17 protein-coding genes are annotated in these 17,641 nt (G+C 69.7%); 9 read left to right on the top strand and 8 right to left on the bottom strand.

What is annotated here, in order from left to right; translation table 11 throughout:
- Window positions 1-17 precede the first annotated feature (17 nt).
- From ACZ5KW_RS12765 to ACZ5KW_RS12750, 4 genes are all read right to left on the bottom strand, one after another.
- A complete protein-coding gene (locus ACZ5KW_RS12765; RefSeq protein ID WP_343776950.1) occupies window positions 18-1,064 on the bottom strand; it encodes an ABC transporter permease in 1,047 nt (348 codons plus the stop codon).
- Window positions 1,057-3,087: an ABC transporter permease family protein gene (locus tag ACZ5KW_RS12760; protein ID WP_343776949.1), complete on the bottom strand. Its 2,031-nt coding sequence runs from the start codon at window positions 3,085-3,087 to the stop codon at window positions 1,057-1,059. Before ACZ5KW_RS12760 ends, ACZ5KW_RS12765 begins: the two co-directional genes overlap by 8 nt.
- The gene (locus tag ACZ5KW_RS12755; RefSeq protein ID WP_343776948.1) at window positions 3,084-4,109 is read right to left on the bottom strand and encodes an ABC transporter ATP-binding protein; all 1,026 of its coding nucleotides are present in this window, start codon (window positions 4,107-4,109) and stop codon (window positions 3,084-3,086) included. Before ACZ5KW_RS12755 ends, ACZ5KW_RS12760 begins: the two co-directional genes overlap by 4 nt.
- A gap of 213 nt (window positions 4,110-4,322) precedes the next feature.
- Window positions 4,323-4,442 (bottom strand): hypothetical protein, encoded by a 120-nt coding sequence (locus ACZ5KW_RS12750; protein ID WP_464388570.1) that lies wholly within the window; start codon window positions 4,440-4,442, stop codon window positions 4,323-4,325.
- A gap of 189 nt (window positions 4,443-4,631) precedes the next feature.
- Here ACZ5KW_RS12750 and ACZ5KW_RS12745 point away from each other — a divergent pair, with 189 nt between their 5' ends.
- Window positions 4,632-5,075, top strand: coding sequence for an SRPBCC family protein (locus ACZ5KW_RS12745; RefSeq protein WP_343776947.1), 444 nt, complete (start codon window positions 4,632-4,634; stop codon window positions 5,073-5,075).
- A 28-nt stretch (window positions 5,076-5,103) separates the two neighbouring features.
- Here the strand turns inward: ACZ5KW_RS12745 and ACZ5KW_RS12740 are convergent, their stop codons facing one another.
- Together ACZ5KW_RS12740 and ACZ5KW_RS12735 are read right to left on the bottom strand one after the other, a co-directional pair.
- Window positions 5,104-5,586, bottom strand: a complete 483-nt coding sequence (locus ACZ5KW_RS12740) for a VOC family protein (RefSeq protein WP_343776946.1) — start codon at window positions 5,584-5,586, stop codon at window positions 5,104-5,106.
- A 91-nt stretch (window positions 5,587-5,677) separates the two neighbouring features.
- Entirely contained in the window at window positions 5,678-6,127 is a 450-nt protein-coding gene (locus ACZ5KW_RS12735; RefSeq protein ID WP_343776945.1) for a DoxX family protein, read from the bottom strand.
- Between the two features lie 69 nt (window positions 6,128-6,196).
- On the opposite strand from ACZ5KW_RS12735, the gene ACZ5KW_RS12730 reads away from it, so the two are divergent.
- Both ACZ5KW_RS12730 and ACZ5KW_RS12725 read left to right on the top strand, forming a co-directional pair.
- Entirely contained in the window at window positions 6,197-6,634 is a 438-nt protein-coding gene (locus ACZ5KW_RS12730; protein WP_343776943.1) for a winged helix-turn-helix transcriptional regulator, read from the top strand.
- Between the two features lie 775 nt (window positions 6,635-7,409).
- Window positions 7,410-7,880: a hypothetical protein gene (locus ACZ5KW_RS12725; protein WP_343776997.1), complete on the top strand. Its 471-nt coding sequence runs from the start codon at window positions 7,410-7,412 to the stop codon at window positions 7,878-7,880.
- An 80-nt stretch (window positions 7,881-7,960) separates the two neighbouring features.
- On the opposite strand, the gene ACZ5KW_RS12720 is transcribed toward ACZ5KW_RS12725, so the two are convergent.
- The gene (locus tag ACZ5KW_RS12720) at window positions 7,961-8,239 is read right to left on the bottom strand and encodes an acylphosphatase (RefSeq protein WP_343776942.1); all 279 of its coding nucleotides are present in this window, start codon (window positions 8,237-8,239) and stop codon (window positions 7,961-7,963) included.
- A 152-nt stretch (window positions 8,240-8,391) separates the two neighbouring features.
- Between ACZ5KW_RS12720 and ACZ5KW_RS12715 the strand changes: the two genes are divergently transcribed.
- From ACZ5KW_RS12715 to ACZ5KW_RS12695, 5 genes are all read left to right on the top strand, one after another.
- Window positions 8,392-9,846: a phosphohexomutase domain-containing protein gene (locus tag ACZ5KW_RS12715; protein ID WP_343776941.1), complete on the top strand. Its 1,455-nt coding sequence runs from the start codon at window positions 8,392-8,394 to the stop codon at window positions 9,844-9,846.
- Window positions 9,847-10,050: 204 nt separating this feature from the next.
- Window positions 10,051-11,205 carry a BMP family lipoprotein gene (locus ACZ5KW_RS12710; protein WP_343776939.1) on the top strand — a complete coding sequence of 385 codons (1,155 nt, stop codon included), beginning with the start codon at window positions 10,051-10,053 and terminating at the stop codon, window positions 11,203-11,205.
- A 119-nt stretch (window positions 11,206-11,324) separates the two neighbouring features.
- Window positions 11,325-12,935, top strand: a complete 1,611-nt coding sequence (locus ACZ5KW_RS12705) for an ABC transporter ATP-binding protein (RefSeq protein WP_343776937.1) — start codon at window positions 11,325-11,327, stop codon at window positions 12,933-12,935.
- Window positions 12,932-14,179: an ABC transporter permease gene (locus ACZ5KW_RS12700; RefSeq protein WP_343776935.1), complete on the top strand. Its 1,248-nt coding sequence runs from the start codon at window positions 12,932-12,934 to the stop codon at window positions 14,177-14,179. Before ACZ5KW_RS12705 ends, ACZ5KW_RS12700 begins: the two co-directional genes overlap by 4 nt.
- Complete coding sequence (locus tag ACZ5KW_RS12695) at window positions 14,172-15,251, top strand: ABC transporter permease (protein ID WP_343776933.1); 1,080 nt, start codon at window positions 14,172-14,174, stop codon at window positions 15,249-15,251. The genes ACZ5KW_RS12700 and ACZ5KW_RS12695 overlap by 8 nt, the downstream gene beginning before the upstream one ends.
- Window positions 15,252-15,300: 49 nt before the next feature.
- On the opposite strand, the gene fer is transcribed toward ACZ5KW_RS12695, so the two are convergent.
- Entirely contained in the window at window positions 15,301-16,101 is an 801-nt protein-coding gene (gene fer, locus ACZ5KW_RS12690; protein WP_343776931.1) for a ferredoxin Fer, read from the bottom strand.
- A gap of 159 nt (window positions 16,102-16,260) precedes the next feature.
- On the opposite strand from fer, the gene ACZ5KW_RS12685 reads away from it, so the two are divergent.
- A complete protein-coding gene (locus tag ACZ5KW_RS12685; RefSeq protein WP_343776929.1) occupies window positions 16,261-17,631 on the top strand; it encodes a geranylgeranyl reductase family protein in 1,371 nt (456 codons plus the stop codon).
- The last annotated feature ends 10 nt before the right edge of the window (window positions 17,632-17,641 follow it).

Below are 17,641 nucleotides of genomic sequence, written 5' to 3'. Positions count from 1 at the left end.
CGGAACGAGTCGCCGGCTCAGCGGCCGAACCCCTCGGCGGCGACGACGCGCCGGACGCCGAGGTAGGCGGCCGCCGCGATGGCTGCGTACGCGACCACGAGGACCCCGGTCGTCGCGTCCGCGCTGTCGATCGCCAGCCGCGCCACCGCGTTGGCCGGGCCGCCCGCCATCGCCGTCGCGCCGCCGAACAGCACGAGGACCGCGACGGAGTAGAGTAGCTGTGCCGCCTGCCGGTCGGGGGCGACCGCCGAGATACCGACCGCGACCGAGACGACGAGCGTCGTCAACGCGGTCATCAGCGCGAGTATCGGGCCGACGTTCGCGACCGACGTGCCGTTCGCCTCGAGGAGCAGCAGCCACAGCAACGCCTGTCCGGGGGCGATCCCGATCGCCGCGGCCGCCTTCCCGTCGACGATATCGGCGACCGTGACGGGCGCGACGCGAAGTAGCTCCAGCGTGCCCTGATCGATCTCTTCGGTGATCGAGTCGACGACGAGTGACCCCGAGATGAAGACGGGAAGGAACACCAACACCGGGATCAGGACGGTGTATGTGAACGAGAAGTACGGGCTGGTCTCGCCGCGGTCCGGGAGCGGCAGCGGCGACTCCTCCAGATACGAGGCGCGCGCGTCGCGCTCGTTCAGCTCGTAGGCACGGAGGAGATCCCGGAGCTGTACCACGATCACCGTCGTCTCCACGGTCGCGTCCGGGGCGGTGACGACGGTCGACACCCGCCCCGACTCCGTGCGAGTCGCGATCACCACCGCGTCGGCCGCGTTCCGCTCGAAGGCGCTCCGCGCGTCGGCCGGGTCGGCGTACGGCGTGACCGACGCCCCCGGGACCTCGGCCGCCGCGCGCTCTAAGTCGTCGACCGCGTCGCCCGCGCCCGCGACCTCGATCTCCGCGCCGTCGAGCGCGCCCGGGTCGTACATCGAGACGAGCCCGACGACGAGGAACGACGAGAACGCCGCGATGAACAGCTGGATCGCGATCGCCAGCAGGATCGTCTTCTCTGCGCGCAACCCGGCGAGTTCGCGCCCGGCTATCGTCAGGCGGCTATCCAAGGCTCACCACCCCCGCGTTGTAGGCGGCGTGACCGAGCGTCGCCACCACGAGCGCGACCGCGTAGGCCGTCCGACCGCGGCTCGCTCCCACGGCGGCGACGGTCGTCGTGACCCCGTGGAGGACCAGCGGGGCGAAGAACAGCGCCGCCAGCGCGACCGGCGGGAGCCCGGAGAGCCCGGCCACGTCGCCAAACGCGGCGCGGCCTAGGAACAGCTCCGTGAGCCCGACCGCCTGAACGACCGCGGTTGCCTTCTCCGCGAGGAAGAAGCCGACCGCCGAGGCGAGCCCGACCGCGAGCGCGACGCGGAGCGCGCCGCCGACGGGGCCGTCGTCGGTCGGCGACTCGGAGGCGTCTCGCCTCGACCGTCCGAAGACGCCGCGCTCGAAGCCGGCGTACAGGCCGATAGACTTCGCGACCTCCTCGATGAACGCGATGGTAACGAGCAACACCGGGACCGACACCGTGATCGGCAGCGCGAACAGCACCGCGACGGCCAACAGCTCGGCGACGAACACGAAGGGGATCGTACAGGCCGTGAGGAACGCGACCGACACGAGCGCGCGCAGCTGGCCGCGCCCGAGGAGCGATCCGCCGGCGGACACGGGTGCGAGCCGCACCGCGAGCGCGTCGAGGAACTTCCGGCCCACCGGCTTCTGTGAGAACATGTCCTCCTCGCGGTAGACGCCGAGCCCGAGGCCGAAAAGCAGCGTCGCGCCGACCGCCATCGGCACCGTCGAGAACAGCGCCTCGCCGACGGAGACGGCCTCGCCCTGGAGGTCGAAGACGACGAGCGTGAGCGGGGAGACGAGCGCCACCGGCGTCACGTTCGTGAAGATGGCAGGGACGAACGCGTACGTCGTCAACAGGACGCTCACGCCCACCGTGACGAAGGTGAGCTCCTTGAACGAGCGCGCGAACATCGCGCCGACGAACGTGGCCCCGAGGAACGTCGCTGCCACCGGTGCGACCGCGAACACCGACAGCGGCCCGCCGCCGACCGCGAGCGCGATGAGGGACGTGACGGCCGCGGCGCCCGCGGCGTACGGCAGCGTCTTGCCGGCGACGATCTCCGCCGGCGACAGCGGCGTGACGAGGAGCGGCTCCCCGCGGCGGTTCGTCCGCTCGTCGAGGATCGACGAGCCGTACGCCTGAATTAGGAAGTTCATCGGCACGAGGAAGACGAACGCGAGGAGTAGCGAGGTGAACGGGAACGGCGGCGTGATCGACCCCGGCGAGCCGACCGTGTCCGCGCCGAACGCGCCGCCGCCGATCGACGGCACCGCGAACCCGCCGTCGTCCGAGCCGCCGTCCGCGTCGACGGAACCGGCGCCGTCCGGCCCGCTCCCGTCGGTCGCGTCGCCGCCGTCCGAACCGCCGGCGGAGCCGCCGCCCGTCGCGTCGCCTCCGCCGGATCCGCCGCCGTCGGTCGCGTCGCCGCCGCTCCCGCCGAGGGTCGCGCCCTCGTCGAACCCGGTCGTCCGACCGGCGTACCGAAGCGTGACGGTGATCGGGAACGCGGCCGTCCGGTTCGGCTCGGCCCGCATCAGCCGTTCGTTGTGCGCCTCGACCGCCTCGCGGACCGACGCGGCCGCGGCCTCGCCCTTCCGCGTGTCGCTGGCGCGGACGACCACCTCCGTCACCTCGGCGGCGTCTATCGCGCCGTCGTCCTCGGCCCCCGCGGCCACGACCGTCACCACGACGGCGTCGGCGGAGTCACCGAGTGACTCGGGGCCCGCCGAGACGGGGCGGAGCGACGGGTTCGCCTCGACGGCGTCCGCGTACGGAGAGTCCGCGTCGACGCCGACGCGGTAGATGTCGCGGTCGACGTCGAGGCCGGCGACGCCCGTCGCCACGCCGACGCCGACGACGCCTCCAGCGACGAGGAGGAGGGCGAGCCCCGCCGTGAGCGTCCGTCGGTCGACGCCGCCGGTCGCGCGCGACGACTCCCACTTCGCGACTCGGAGGACGCGGCGGACGCCGACCGCGAGCCGCTGGGCGACCCGGCGCAGCCGATCGATCACTCGACGGCCTCCGTCGGCGTCTCGGCGTCCGTCTCGTCTTCTGACCCCCCGTCCGACCCGGCCTTCGCGTCGGCCGCGTCGCCCTCCGTTGCGTCCGCGTCTGGGTCGCCGGTGTACCGGCCCGGCATCGGGCGGCCGACGATGTCGAGGAACACGTCCTCGAGGCTCGGCTCTCGGCTCCGGATGTCGACGACCTCGCCCCCGGCGTCGGCGACGGCCTCGCGGACCGCCGCGATCGCGTCCATGCTCGGGACGGTCGTTCGGAAGCGGTCCCCGACGGCCTCCGTCGGCGCGTCGAGGTCGGCGAGCGCGCCGGTCGCGGTCGGCTCGACGTCGGTGAACACGCGGTAGGTCGTCTCGCCGTGGCGCTCGCGGATCCCGTCGACGCTCCCGCGGGCGACGATCCGCCCCTCGTTCATGACCACGACGCGGTCACAGACCGACTCGACGTGATAGAGGTTGTGCGCCGAGAAGACGACGGTCTTCCCCGTCTCGCGGAGCTCTCGGGTGAACGCCAGCACGGAGTTCGTCGTCACCGGGTCGAGCCCGGAGGCCGGCTCGTCGTACACCAGCACGTCCGGGTCGTTGACGAGCGAGCGCGCGATTGCGACCTTGCGTTTCATGCCCTTCGAGACGTCGCCGAGCCGCCGCTCGCGGTGGTCGAGTTCGAGGCGGTCGAGCGCGGCCTCGATCCGCTCGTCGGCCACGTCGCGGGGCACGTCGTAGAGGTCGGCGAAAAAGCGGAGGTACGACAGCGCGGTCATCTCCTCGTACAGCGGCGACTCCTCCGGCAGGAACCCGAGGTGCCGGCGCATCTCGGGGTCCGACGCGTCGAACCCGGCGACGGTCACCTCCCCGTCCGTCGGCTCGACGAGTCCGGCGATCACCTTGAGCGTCGTCGTCTTGCCCGCCCCGTTCGGGCCCACGATCCCGAACACCTCGCCGTCGTCGACGCTGAAGTCGCTGTCGACGACGGCCGCGAAGTCGCCGTAGGTCTTCCGCAGCCCCGACACCTCGATCATGCGTGCGCCTCCGCCGGGGTTCGGGTTAAAGCCACGCCCTCGGTTATCGGCGGCGAGAACGGACGGACGGACCGGGCGCGACGCCGGGGTTCGCGAGCGACCACCGTCGGGACGACGTCAGTGAGATCGCCCCGGGAGAGCGCGCTCTCGGGTGAGAGCCGAGCCGTCGGCTCCGCGTCGTCGAAAGCGAAAAACGGACCGAAAAAGACCGCGTTACTCCTCTTCTTCCTCTTCTTCGACCGGCCCTCGGCCTCGTTCCCAGACCGCGTCGGCGGACGTGCCGTTCGGTGCCGTGTGAGAGACGTCTTTCATGGTGTCGTTGTCGTTTGCCATCTTGTTCCCTCCTACCGCTAAACCCCGTATTAACCCTTCGTGGAAAGAGATAATGAGTCCTGATACCATATAAGGAATATATATGCTACGTCGCGAGCGCACCTCGATCGGTAGACGAACTTCGGGAAACAGCCCCTTCAGGTGTGCGGAACCGAACGCACGTTCGGATCCATCGGCGATGGCACCGCGATGACCCGCGCGGGTTCGGAGGAAAGCGATCGCGACGATCGAACGTCGGTGGTCCGCGAGGGAACGACGCTGGCGGTCGGCCGCGACGTCGCAGCGCCGCCGGAGGCGACCGCGGAGACGCTCCGCGACACGCGGCGGTGGCCGGAGTGGAGCCCTTCCGTCCGCGCCGTCGAGAGCACGGACCGGTACGTCGAGACCGGAACGACCGGGCGGGTCCGCGTCGCGGGCGCTTGGGTCCCGTTCCGGGTGACGGCCGCGACGCGGCTCCGCTGGGACTGGCGGGTCGCCGGCGTGCCAGCGACCGGTCACCGCGTCGAGCGCTACCCCCGGCGTCCCGATCGGTGCCGAGTCGTCATCGAAGTGCCGCTGCTCGCGGCGCCGTACGTCCCGATCTGTCGCCGCGCGCTCGACCGGTTCGCGGCGCTCGTCGAAGGGGACGAATGAGGGTCCGAAGGGGCCGGCGTCTGCCCGGTCAGTTTTCGTAGCCGCGTTCGAACGGGTCGATCGCCTCGCTCCCGGGGTCGTCCTCGTCGCGGGTGAACCCCGGCCCCTGCGTCGCCAGCTCGAAGACGAGTCCGTCGGGGTCGGTGAAGTAGATGCTCTTGAAGTAGGTTCGGTCCTTCACCTCGGAGACCCGCACGTCCCGCTCGCGCAGGTGCGCCTGCCACTCCCGGAGCGTCGCCTCGTCTTCGACGCCGAACGCGAAGTGGTGGCTCGCGCCCGGCCCGGGCGTCCCCCGCGAGTCCGGGTACTCGAAGTAGGTGACGGTGGTCCCGGGCTCGCCGTCGGGCGTCGACGAGAAGTAGTAGTGGGGCGTTCCCGGGTCGTCGTAGTTCTGGGTCCGCTTGACCGTGTGCCAGCCGAGCACGTCCTCGTAGAACGACTGCGTCTCCTCGATGTCGGTACAGATGTTCGTGACGTGGTGGAGCCCGGTCGTCGGCGGCGGGTCGCTCATGCGTCCGGCCTCGCCGCCGAGACGGTTAGCCGTTCCGGCGGTCACGGTCCGGGAGCGGCCGGCAGTGACGAGAGCGGGGCCCAAGCGCGCCTCAGAACAGCCCGACGCCGACCGCGTACGGCCACGCGGTGCCGCCGACGGCGAGCAGCGCCAGCGCCGCGCCGGCGCCGTAGACGTTCTTCAGGAAGCTCGTCATCTCGTTCTGTCTCTCCTCGGGGTCGTCGACCGACCAGAAGTCGTGCATCGTCACGGCGGAGGCGAGGAGGAAGACGGCGAGACCGCCGGCCGCGACGACGGGGAACGCGCCCGCCGCGACCCCGAGACCGCCGAGAACGAGGACCGCGCCGGACGCGATCACCGAGAACGCCGGCGCCGGGAGTCCCTTGAACTCGGCGTAGCCGGCCATCGTTTCGAGGTCCATGAAGTGGTTGAGCCCCATGAACGCGAGCGTCGCGCCGAACAGGATCCGGCCGAGCAGGAACAGCTCGCCGGCGAGGGCGGTGTCGAACTGGAGCGGTAGCGTCGTGAATTCAGCTAACATCGTGTAACCTGCTATACGGACGTAACCTATTTATCGCTTCCCGGACAATACGGTTAGTAGGTAACACCGATGTCATCGCAGGATCTCGCCGGGACGGAATCGGCGGAAACGACGGCAGGAGAGGCAGAACCGGCCGCGACCGGATCGGAGACCGACGGGAGCGAGTCGGCGACGGGAGCGGAGGCGGCGACCGCGCCGGAGACGCCCTGTCCGGTGATCGACTCGCTCGAGCAGATCGGCTCGAAGTGGCGGCTCGTCGTCCTCCACGAACTGCTCAGCGGCGAGGTGCGGTTCAACGAGCTCAAACGCGAGACCGACGCCAACGCCCGCACCCTCTCGCGCGTGCTCGACGACCTCCAGGAGACCGGCTTCGTCGACCGGAGGCTGGAAGAGGACTCGCCGGTGGCGACGTACTACAGTTTAACTGACAAAGGCGAGTCGCTCGCGCCCGTCTTCGAGGAGATCGACGACTGGGCCAACGAGTGGCTGGCCGAATGTGAAGCGTAAGATCTGGTTAAATATACTGTTGGTCATTTATAAGTGACACTCTGCCTCGTGGCTGTTTGTTTATAAATCGGTACTGGCGAATTGACGGCTAACACCTCCAAAGCCCCAGCCGCGAGGGCGGCGCACGCTCGTTGCGCTCCTCGGTCGCTCGTTTCACTCGCTCCCTGCGGTGCTTCCGTCGCCTGCGCCGCCCTCGCGGCTGCCCCTTTGAGTCCCGCCCCGCACAGCATCGCACCTCTCACCTCCCCAGCCTCGTCAGTCGCCTCCGCTTCGCTCCGGCGACTGACTCCCTCGCGCGTGCTACTCGGCCGCGAGGCGGCCTCGCAGGCACGCGCCACCGCACCAGACCTCGTCCGAATCAGTGGATCGCTGGGAGACACGTACCGACCGATCCGTGACGATTACCCGTTCACCACCTGCCGCTTATAAACAAGATACGCTAAGGGAGCCATCAGAAGGAAGATGACGGCGGTTAGGGCTGAGAATAGCTCGGCGGAATCTATCGCGAAACTGTAGAACATCCCGAATCCGGCGAGAACGTACGCTACAGCGAGTGCCCAAATTACTTTACTCACATGACATAACTGCCATCTAACAATATAAGAATTGTGGAAATATAGGTTGCTAACAGCCACAGATGGGTTAATGTACGGTGATTATGGTTACGCTTTCCGACCGTCAGTTTAGTTATATAAGGTATTGCCGACGGTGGGGTCTCGCCCGTGGGCTTCTCCGCGCCGAAACGCACACCCCTTTCCGACCCGTATGAATGGACGTGTACGCCGGACTGAAGAACACCCCCTGTTGCCTGTGCGGCCGGGACGACACCCACACCCGGATAGCGGTGCCGCCGCGGGCGCTCCGGCTCATGGAGAACGGAGGACCGATCGCGTGGCGCGACGTGGTCGGGACGGTCACGCTCCGCTTTTGCGCCGACGACTGGGACCTCGTAAGCGACCTCGCCATCGAGATGGACGCGCATCCGCTCTCGCGGTGTAACGCGGCGCACGTCTCCCTGGACCTCCGCGAGGACCACGAGGCCCTGCTGTCGGCGACGAAGGCCGAGACGGACCAGACCGAGTTGGAGGCGCGACTGACGCGCGAGGCCGAGGCGACGCTCGACGCGGTCGACGACGCCTACACCGAGGAGCGCGACGTCGTCGAGGCGATAGTGGTGTTGCGCGCGTTAGAGGAACTGGGCGTGCGAGACAGCTCCGGCGACGCCGCGACGGTCGGCGACGACTGACGCCGGACGCCACCTCCGTCGACCCCGGCCCGGCGGTCACCTCTCACCGCCTCCGTCGACCCCGGCCCGGCGGTCGCTCCTCACCACCTGACTTCGAACCCGTCCTCGCCCTCCGGCTCGACGTACTCCGCGTCGACGTCGTCGACGTCCGCCGCCTTGCTCCCCGTCTCGCACCACGCGACCATGTCGCGAACGTCTCCCTCCGGTCCCTCGAAGACGGCCTCGACGCGGCCGTCGTCGAGGTTCCGTACCCACCCGTCGACCCCCGCCTCCCGGGCGGTGTCGCGGGTGGTCGCCCGGTAGTAGACGCCCTGAACGCGACCCGAGACGAACACGTGCGCACGAACGCGGTCGGTCATCGGTGGGTCGTGCGCCCGCCGTCCTGTTAAACGGCCCGCCCGCGAGCGACCGAACCGCGGCGTGACCGTCCGGCCCGCGAGCGACCGGTCCTCGACCGACCGGCCCGCGCGCAACCGACGCCTACTAACTCCCGGGCGCCGAGGTGGCCGACATGGACCTGTTCGGAACCGCCGGTATCCGCGGCGGCGTCGAGGACCGCGTCACGCCGGCGCTCGCGCTCGCAGTGGGGCGAGCCGTGAGCGCCGAGATCCGCTCGCGAGCCGACGAGACGGACGCCGAGTCGACCGTCGTTCTCGCCCGCGACGGGCGAGTGACGGGGCCCGCGCTCGCGGCCGCGATGGAGGCCGGTCTGGCAGCCGGGGGCGTTACCGTCCGCCGCGCCGGTCAACTCCCGACGCCGGCGCTCGCGCACGCCTCTCGCGGGCGGTACGGCGTGATGCTCACCGCCTCGCACAACCCGCCGACGGACAACGGGATCAAACTGTTCCGCGACGGCTCCGAGTTCGACCGCGAACTGGAGCGCGCCGTCGAGGCCGGGGTCGCCGACGAGGAGCCGGTCGCCCCGTGGGACGAGTGGACGGAGGCGGTCCGGACCGATCCCCTCGGCGACTACCTCGACGACGTGCGCGAGTACGCCGCGGGGTTCGGCGCCGACCTCGACGGGCTCAGGGTCGCGGTCGACTGCGGCAACGGGATGAGCGCCCCGGCGACGCCGACCGTCCTCCGCGAACTGGGCGCCGACGTCGTCACGCTCAACGGGAACGTCGACGGCCACTTCCCCGGCCGCGGAAGCAAGCCGACCCCGGAGACGCTCGCGGACCTGCGCGCGTTCGTCGCCGACGCCAACGAGGGGGTCTCGGACCCGGGACGCCCGACCGATGAGGGCGACGGCGAGGCCGAGGGGTTCGCCTTCGGCATCGGCCACGACGGCGACGCCGACCGGATCGTGATCGTCGACGCCGACGGCGAAGTCGTCCACGAGGACACGGTCCTCGCCGTCCTCGCGGAGCGCTACACCCGCGCGAGCGATGCGGCCGACCCGGTCGTCGTCACGACGCCCAACGCCTCCGGGCGGATCGACGAGCGCGTCCGCGAAGCCGGGGGGCGCGTCGAACGAGTGCGCCTCGGCGCGCTTCACGAGGGAATCGCGACGGTCCGGGAGGCGGCCGCGGCCGCCGGGAACGACGCCGGTACCCGCGTCGTCTTCGCGGCCGAACCGTGGAAGCACATCCACGTCGGCTTCGGCGGGTGGATCGACGGGGTGACTTCCGCGGCGGTGATCGCCCGCCTCGTCGCCGCTGACGGACTCGGCGCGCTCCGAGAACCCGTCACCGAACGCCCGTATCGCAAGGCGAGCGTCTCGTGTCCCGACGAGGCGAAGGAGTCGGTGATGGACCGACTGGAGACGGCGCTGCCGGCGGCGTTCCCCGACGCCGCGGTCGACACCGACCACGGCGTCCGGCTGGAGTTCGCCGACGCCTCGTGGACGCTGGTGCGACCGTCCGGCACGGAGCCGTACGTTCGGGTGTACGCCGAGAGCGACGACGTCGACGACCTCGTCGCGGACGTCGAAGCCGTGGTCGAGGACGCCGTCGCGGCGTCGTAGCCCGCCTTCCGGGTCGGGCCTCCCGCCGAGCCGACGCCGCGGGGTTAATCGTTCACAACCGTGGGGAATTCGGATTCGTGGATCGAAATGCGGTGAACGGTCGCTCATTCGGGTCGAATTCGGCGTGCTCTCCTCACGAACGTGCTCCCGCGCCGCGGAGGGAACGGTGAATTTATGCCGCGTTCCGACGGGGTTACGTACGAGATGGCATCCGACTTCGAGCGGCGGCGGTTCATCAAGGCGGCAAGCGCAGCGGGCCTCATCGGCCTCGCCGGGTGTAGCGGCGGCCCGAGCGACGGTGAGGACGGCTCCGACGGCTCTGACGGGTCAGACGGAATGGACGGCGACGACGGTGGGGACGGCGACGACGGGTCCGACGGCTCCGACGGTGGGGACGGCCCGGCGGCGAACATCGGCATGGTCTACGCGACCGGCGGCCTCGGCGACGGGTCGTTCAACGACCAGGCCCAGCAGGGCGCCATTCAAGCCGAAGAGGAACTGGGGATCGCGTTCCGCGAGTCCCAGCCCGACGAGGTGGCGCAGTTCAGCACGTTCCAGCAGCAGTTCGCGGGATCGGACGACCCGGACTACGACCTGGTCTGCTGTATCGGCTTCCTCCAGGCGGACTCCCTCGCGGAGTCGGCCTCGTCGTACCCCGACCAGGACTTCATGATCGTCGACTCGGCGGTCGACGCCGACAACGTCGCGAGCTACGTCTTCCAAGAGCACGAGGGGTCGTACCTCGCCGGGCTGATGGCGAGCCTGCTCACGACGCGCTCGTTCTCCGCCGGCGCGGGCTCGACCGCGGGCGACTCGACGAACCTCGGGTTCGTCGGCGGCGTCGAGTCCGACCTGATCCAGAAGTTCCAGGCCGGCTTCGAGGCGGGCGCCTCCGCGGGCAGCGACGACGTGGACGTCAGCGTCAACTACACCGGGAGCTTCAACGACCCGGCGGCGGGCCGCGAGGCGGCGAACGCGATGTACAACAGCGGGGCCGACATCGTCTACCACGCCGCGGGTAACACCGGCACGGGCGTCTTCCAGGCCGCCCAAGAGCAGGAGCGGTTCGCGATCGGCGTCGACCGCGACCAGTCCGTCACGCGCCCCGAGTACTCCGACGTCATCCTCGGGAGCATGGTCAAGCGGGTCGACACCGCCGTGTTCAATTCGATCGAGGCGACGGTCAACGACGAGTTCCCCGGCGGCTCGAACGTCGCGCTCGGCCTCGAAAGCGACGGCGTCGAGCTCGTCTACGGCGACCAGCTCGGCTCGGAGATCCCCCAGGAGATCCGCGATCAGGTCGCGACCGCCCGCGACGACATCATCGCCGGCGACATCGACGTTCCCTCGGAGCCGTAACGGTCACCGAACCGACGCGACCCCTTCTCGCGTTCCGCGGTAACGGGCAGTCGTCCGGTGGCTTCCGCGGACGTATCCAAACATATTCAGCCCCCCTCGAACCAGAGATAATCAGACCAATGGCCTCAGCCGTCCACCTCGACGGGATCACGAAGCGGTTCCCCGGGGTCGTGGCGAACGACGACGTCGACCTCGAAGTCGAGCGCGGCACCGTTCACGCACTCTTAGGCGAGAACGGGGCCGGCAAGACGACGCTGATGAACGTTCTCTACGGCCTCTACGAACCGACGTCGGGGACGGTCCGGCTCGACGGCGAACCGCAGGCGTTCCGCTCGCCGCGGGACGCGATCGACGCCGGAATCGGGATGATCCACCAGCACTTCATGCTCGTGGACCCGATGACCGTCACCGAGAACATCACGCTCGGCAACGAGCCGCGGAAGTGGGGCGGACTCGCGGTTGACCGAGCCGGCGCCCGCGAGGCCGTCGTCGATCTCGCCGACCGCTACGGGTTCGACGTGGACCCGGACGCGCGTATCGAGGACGTCTCCGTCGGCGAGCAACAGCGCGTCGAGATTCTGAAGGCGCTGTACCGCGGCGCCGACACGCTCATCCTCGACGAGCCGACCGCCGTCCTGACGCCCCAAGAGGTCGAGGAGCTGTTCGACGTGCTCGACGAACTCACGGCGCAGGGGAAGACGATCATCTTCATCACGCACAAGCTCGGCGAGGCGATGCGCGCGGCCGACGAGATCACCGTCCTCCGCGACGGGAAGAAGGTCGGCGCCGTCGACGCGAACGCGACCAGCCAGGAGGAGCTCGCGGAGCTGATGGTCGGCCGCGAGGTCCTCTTAGACGTCGATCACGGCGCCGCGGAGACGGGCGATGTCGTCGCGTCGGTCTCGGACATCGTCGTCGAGGACGACCGCGGCGTCCGCGCCGTCGACGGCGTCTCCTTCGACGTCCGGGCCGGCGAGGTGTTCGGGATCGCGGGCGTGGACGGCAACGGCCAGTCCGAACTCGTCGAGGCCGTCACCGGGCTTCAGGACGCCGACGCGGGCGAGATCCGCTTCCTCGGCGAGGACGTCACGACGGCCTCCCGACGCCACCGGATCGACTCCGGAATGGCGTACATCCCAGAGGACCGTCAGGAGCGCGGGCTCGTGATGGAGTTCGACTTAGTCGAGAACGGGCTGTTGGGCAGTCAACACGGACGCGAGCTCGCGCCGAACGGCCGGATAAACTGGGACGACACGCGGGACCACGCCGACGCCATAATCGACGAGTACGACGTGCGACCGCCGGACGCGGACGCCGAGGCGCACTCGCTGTCGGGCGGCAACCAACAGAAGTTCATCGTCGGCCGGGAGTTCGAGCGCGACCCCGAGCTGGTGGTCGCCTCGCATCCGACGCGGGGCGTCGACGTCGGCTCGATCGAGTTCATCCACGAGCGACTGCTCGAACTCCGGGAACAGGGCGTTGCGATCGTCCTCGTTTCCTCGAAGCTCGAAGAGGTTCAAGGGCTCTCCGACCGGCTGGCGGTCGTCTACGAGGGGGAGTTCATCGACGTGGTCGACCCCGACGAGACGACGGAAGAGGAGCTCGGCCTGCTGATGGCCGGGGAGCGTCCGGGCGACGACGGCGGGGGCGGTGACCCGGAGGCGACGACGAGCGAGGCGGAGCCGAACGCAGCGGCCGACACCGACGCCGCGGACGGTGAGCGCGCGTGAGCGCCGCCGACCGCGCGCGCGGCGCGCTCGAACGGCTCGTCGAGGCGTCGGCGACCGAACGCATCCTGATCAGCTCGGCGGCGCTCGTCCTCTCCGTCCTCATCGGTGCGGTGCTGGTGCTGGTGGCCGGCCGGATGACGAGCTGTACCGCCGGCGAGGCGGTGTACTACTTCGGCACCGGGTTCTGTTACGACCCCGTCGTCGTCTTCGATCGGCTGTTCCTCGGGGCGCTCGGCGACCCGTTCAGCGGGGGCTGGTCGCCGGAGGGGCAGTTCTCTGTGACGCTCAGGGAGACCACGCTCCTGATCTTCACCGGGCTCTCGGTCGCGCTGGCGTTCCGCGCCGGGATATTCAACATCGGGACCCAAGGGCAGATGGTCGTCGGCGCGCTGGCGACCGCCCTCGGCGTCCTCTGGGCGTCGGCGTTCGTCTCCGGCGTCGTCGGCACCGTCGTGTTGATCCCGTTCGGGCTCCTCGTCGGTGGCGTGGGCGGCGGCCTCTACGGGTCGATTCCGGGTCTGCTGAAGGCGTACGCCGACGCCAACGAGGTGATCACGACGATCATGCTCAACTTCATCGCGACCGGCGTGGCGCTGTACCTGGTCAGCGGGATCTTCAAAGACCCCAACAGCGCCGCGAACCAGACCGTCCCGCTGCCGGAGTTCGCGCAGTTCCCCGCCGTGCTGTTCGGCGCTCGCCAGGACTTCTCGCTCGTCGCGCTCCTGTTCGGGCTCCTCGCCGTCGGCGCGCTGTACTACGTCCTCGAACACACGGCCTTCGGGTACGACGTCCGCACGAGCGGTGTCCAGCCCGAGGCGGCCGAGTACGGGGGCGTCGACTCCAAACGCACCATCGTCGCGAGCCTGACGCTCTCGGGCGCGCTCGGCGGCGTCGCGGGCGCGATGTACGTGATGATGATCCTCGGGACGTTCCAGACGGGGATTCCGGCCTACGGCTTCGACGGGATCACGGTCTCGATCCTCGCCGGCAACAATCCCCTCGGGGTCGGCGTCGCCGCGCTGCTTTTCGGCGTGTTGAAAAGCGGGACCACGGTGGTCCAGTTCGCGACCGACGTGCCGCCGCAGCTCGTGGGCGTCCTCCGCGGGCTCATCATCCTCTTCGTGGCGATGCCGGAGTTCTTCCGGCTGCTGGCCAAGGGGCTCCCGGGCGTGGGGTCGAAACCGGAGGCGGTCGCGACCGACGGCGGCACCGTCGTCGAGGAGGGGGGTGAGTCCGATGAGTAACGTCGACGCCGAGGGCGCGGCCGTTGACGAGGACGGTCTCCTCGACCGGTACTCGACGCGCGCGCTGTTCGCCGGAACGACGATCGGAGCCGTCGTCGCGCTGCTCGTCGCGGGCCTGCTGTTCCCGGACTCGCTCGCTGGGACGCTCGCCGCCGTCCTCACGAGCGAGAACACGCTGGCCGCGGCGCTGCGGCTCTCCGTGCCGATCGCGTTCGCCGCGCTCGGCGGCATCTTCGCGGAGAAGTCGGGCGTGATCAACATCGGGCTGGAGGGGCTCCTGATCATCTCGGCGTTCGGCGCCGTCTACGTCACCGAGGTCACCGGCGGCGTCTGGATCGGCTTCGTCAGCGGCGTGATCGCGAGCACGCTGCTCGCGGCGCTTTTCGCCGTGGTGACGATCAAGTTCCGCGCGGACCAGATCATCGCCGGGCTCGCGGTCTGGCTCATCGCGCTCGGGCTCGCGCCGTTCGCCTCGCAGGTGATCTACAGCAGCCCGAACACGCCGATCGTCGCGACCATGGGGTCGATCACCGTGCCGGTGCTCGCCGACCTGCCGTTCTTCGGGGCGCTGTTCTCGGCGTCGCCGTCGGTGTACCTGCTGTTCCTCGCCGTCTTCGCCTCGTGGTACGTCTTCGAGCGGACGGCGTTCGGTCGGTGGATCCGCGCAAGCGGAGAGAATCCGAAGGCGCTCGACACCGCCGGCGTGAGCGTCACCCGCGTCCGGTACGCGGCGGTTATCATCTCCGGCGTGCTCGCGGGGATGGGCGGCGCGGCGCTGTCGCTCGACCTCGGGCAGTTCACGGGGAACGGGCCGACGATGGTCAACGGGAAGGGGTTCATCGCCATCGTGGCGTACCTGTTCGGTAACTACAACCCGATCGGGGCGTTCCTCTCGACGATGCTGTTCGCGGGCCTGGACGCGGTACAGACCGTCCTCCAGCTACAGGGGATCGGCGTCCCCCGCCAGCTGATCCGGATCACCCCGTTCGTGGTGGTCATCATCGTGCTCGCGCTGGTCGGTCGGACGCAGCTCCCGGAGGCGGCCGGCGAGCACTACGACACCGAGGAGTGAGCCGACGGCGGCGCGGCCGTCGCGGCCGGGTGTCGGACTATTCTCGCGGTCAGTCGGACGCGCCGGCGTCGTCCGCCGGCGACGGCAGCCGGAGGTCGGCGAAGGCGTCCGTGTCGCCGACGCCGGTCACCAACTTGACCTCGTCGGTGATCGGCACGCCGACGCAGGAGAGCCGGGCGTTCGCCTCTCGGATCTGCTCGTCCGAGAGCACTGACTGTCCCGGCATCGCCACGTCGCCTTCGACGACGGTCACGGCGCAGTTCGAGCAGGCGCCGCCGCGGCAGGCGTACGGCCACGACCGACCGCCGCGCTCCGCGGCCTCGAGGATCGACTCGCCGGGCTCGACGAGGAAGCGCCCGTACTCCGGCAGGTCGAGGTCCGCCTCCGACGCCTTCTCGAAGAGGTCCTCGTCGTCGATCGACCAGCCGCGTTCGGTCAGCGCGCCGCGGTCGAGGTGGTAGACGGTCGACGGCGACCCGGTGCGAACCGGCTCGACCGACCCCTCGGCGTACCGCCGGACCACGTCGGCCGCCTCGGCGACCGGCTCGCCGTCGAGCGCGTCGAACCAGCCGCGGACGGTCGCGGGCGCGAGGTTCGACTCGTCGGCGACCGCCTCGATGTCGACCCCTTCGAGCCGGGCGACCGTCGAGGCGAACCCGGGCGAGTCGAGCGCCTCGATCGTCTCCACGATCCACTCCTCGGACCGGCCGTACCACGAGGCGAGCTCCGCCGTGCCGATCCCCCTGTCGTACGCCACGGCGATCATCAGCGCCGCGGTCGTCTCGGCCGACCGGACCTCCGGGAGCCACGCCCGAAGCCGATCTGCGTCGACCTGCTCCAGTTGACCCATAGACATGAAGCCGGTCTGGACGTTGTTAATAAGCGAGCCTGAACAGTTAGGTTTCCGCACGGAGCCCGGCGACCTCGGGGTGAGCCCGGAAATCCGTCCCCTCACTCCCGACCGAAACGGGAGCAAAGAGTTTTGCCGGACGCACGACACGCTTCGGTAATGGATATCGACGAGTACGACGTGGTCGTGGCGGGCGCCGGCACCGCCGGCTGCTACGCCGCAGCGACGATCGCGAACGAGGGGCTCGATGTCGTCATCGTCGAGCGGAAGGACGAACAGGAGGCCGGCCACATCGCCTGCGGCGACGCACTGAAGGGCGCCGACGCCTTCCCCGAGGCGATCCCGAAGGACCGACTCGAACCCGCGTTCACGAACACGGGCGTCGACCACGGCCGCTTCGAGATCCCGCAGGAGGACACGATCTTGGAGATCCCCGTCCCCGGCGAGCTCGCCGTCATCGACCGCTGGGAGTACGGTCGACAGGTCATCGCCGGCGCCGAGGACGCGGGCGTCGACTTCCACTACGACACGGTGATCAGCGACGTGATCCAAGACGGCACGGGTCGCGTCACCGGGCTGCGAGCCAAGCGCAAAGGCGACCCGGTCACCTACGCGTCCGACCTCGTGATCGACGGCCTGGGCTCGCTCTCGCTGCTCCAGGACAAGGCCGACTTCGAGGACGCGACCTTCGACACGAACGTGCGCTACTCGCAGTTCTGCTCGGCGTACCGCGAGATCGTCGAGGTGCCCGAGCCGGTCGAGTGGGACGACGCCTTGGTGTTCAAAGCGACCGACCGCGCGGCGGGTTACCTCTGGTACTTCCCGCGGACCTCGACCGAGATCAACGCCGGGCTCGGCTTCCAGATGAACGAGGAGCCGATGCAGCTGGTCGAGGCGCTGAAACGCGACCTCCGGAACCGCCCCGAGTTCGAGGGCGCGGAGGTCAAGGACAAACTCGGCGCCGCGCTGCCCACCCGACGCCCCTACGACTCGGCGGTCGCGCCGGGCTACATGGCGGTCGGCGACGCCGCGGGCCACGTCAACCCCACGACCGGCGGCGGCATCGCCGGCGCGGCGTACGCGGGCAAGTACGCCGGCGAACAGGCGGTGAAGGCCATCTCCGACGGCGACGTGACCGAGGAGAACCTCTGGCGCTACAACACCAGAGTAATGGACCACTTCGGCGGTCGCTACGCCGGCCTCGACGTGTACAACGTCCTCTCGACCGCGGTCGACGTCGACGACCTGATGGGCCTGCTCGCGTCGCTGCCCGGTGAGAAGCTCGCGGAGGCGCTCTACGAGGGCTCGACCTCGATGTCCTTCGGGCTGAAGGTGAAGGCCGCGATCAAGAGCTTCGGCTACTGGGGAACGATCCGGAACTTCTACCAGACGAAGTCGCTGGCCGACGAGCTGCTCGCCCACTACGAGGAGTACCCGACGAGCCCCGCCGCGATGGCCAACTGGACCAGCGAGCGCGACGCCATCATGGACCGGGTGTACGAGACGACCGGCGCCGACGCGAAGTACTGAGACGCCGGCC

The organism is Halorubrum ejinorense (assembly GCF_055389685.1).
The sequence above is the reverse complement of the archived record's forward strand: the minus strand, read 5'-3'. Positions and strand labels throughout refer to the sequence as shown.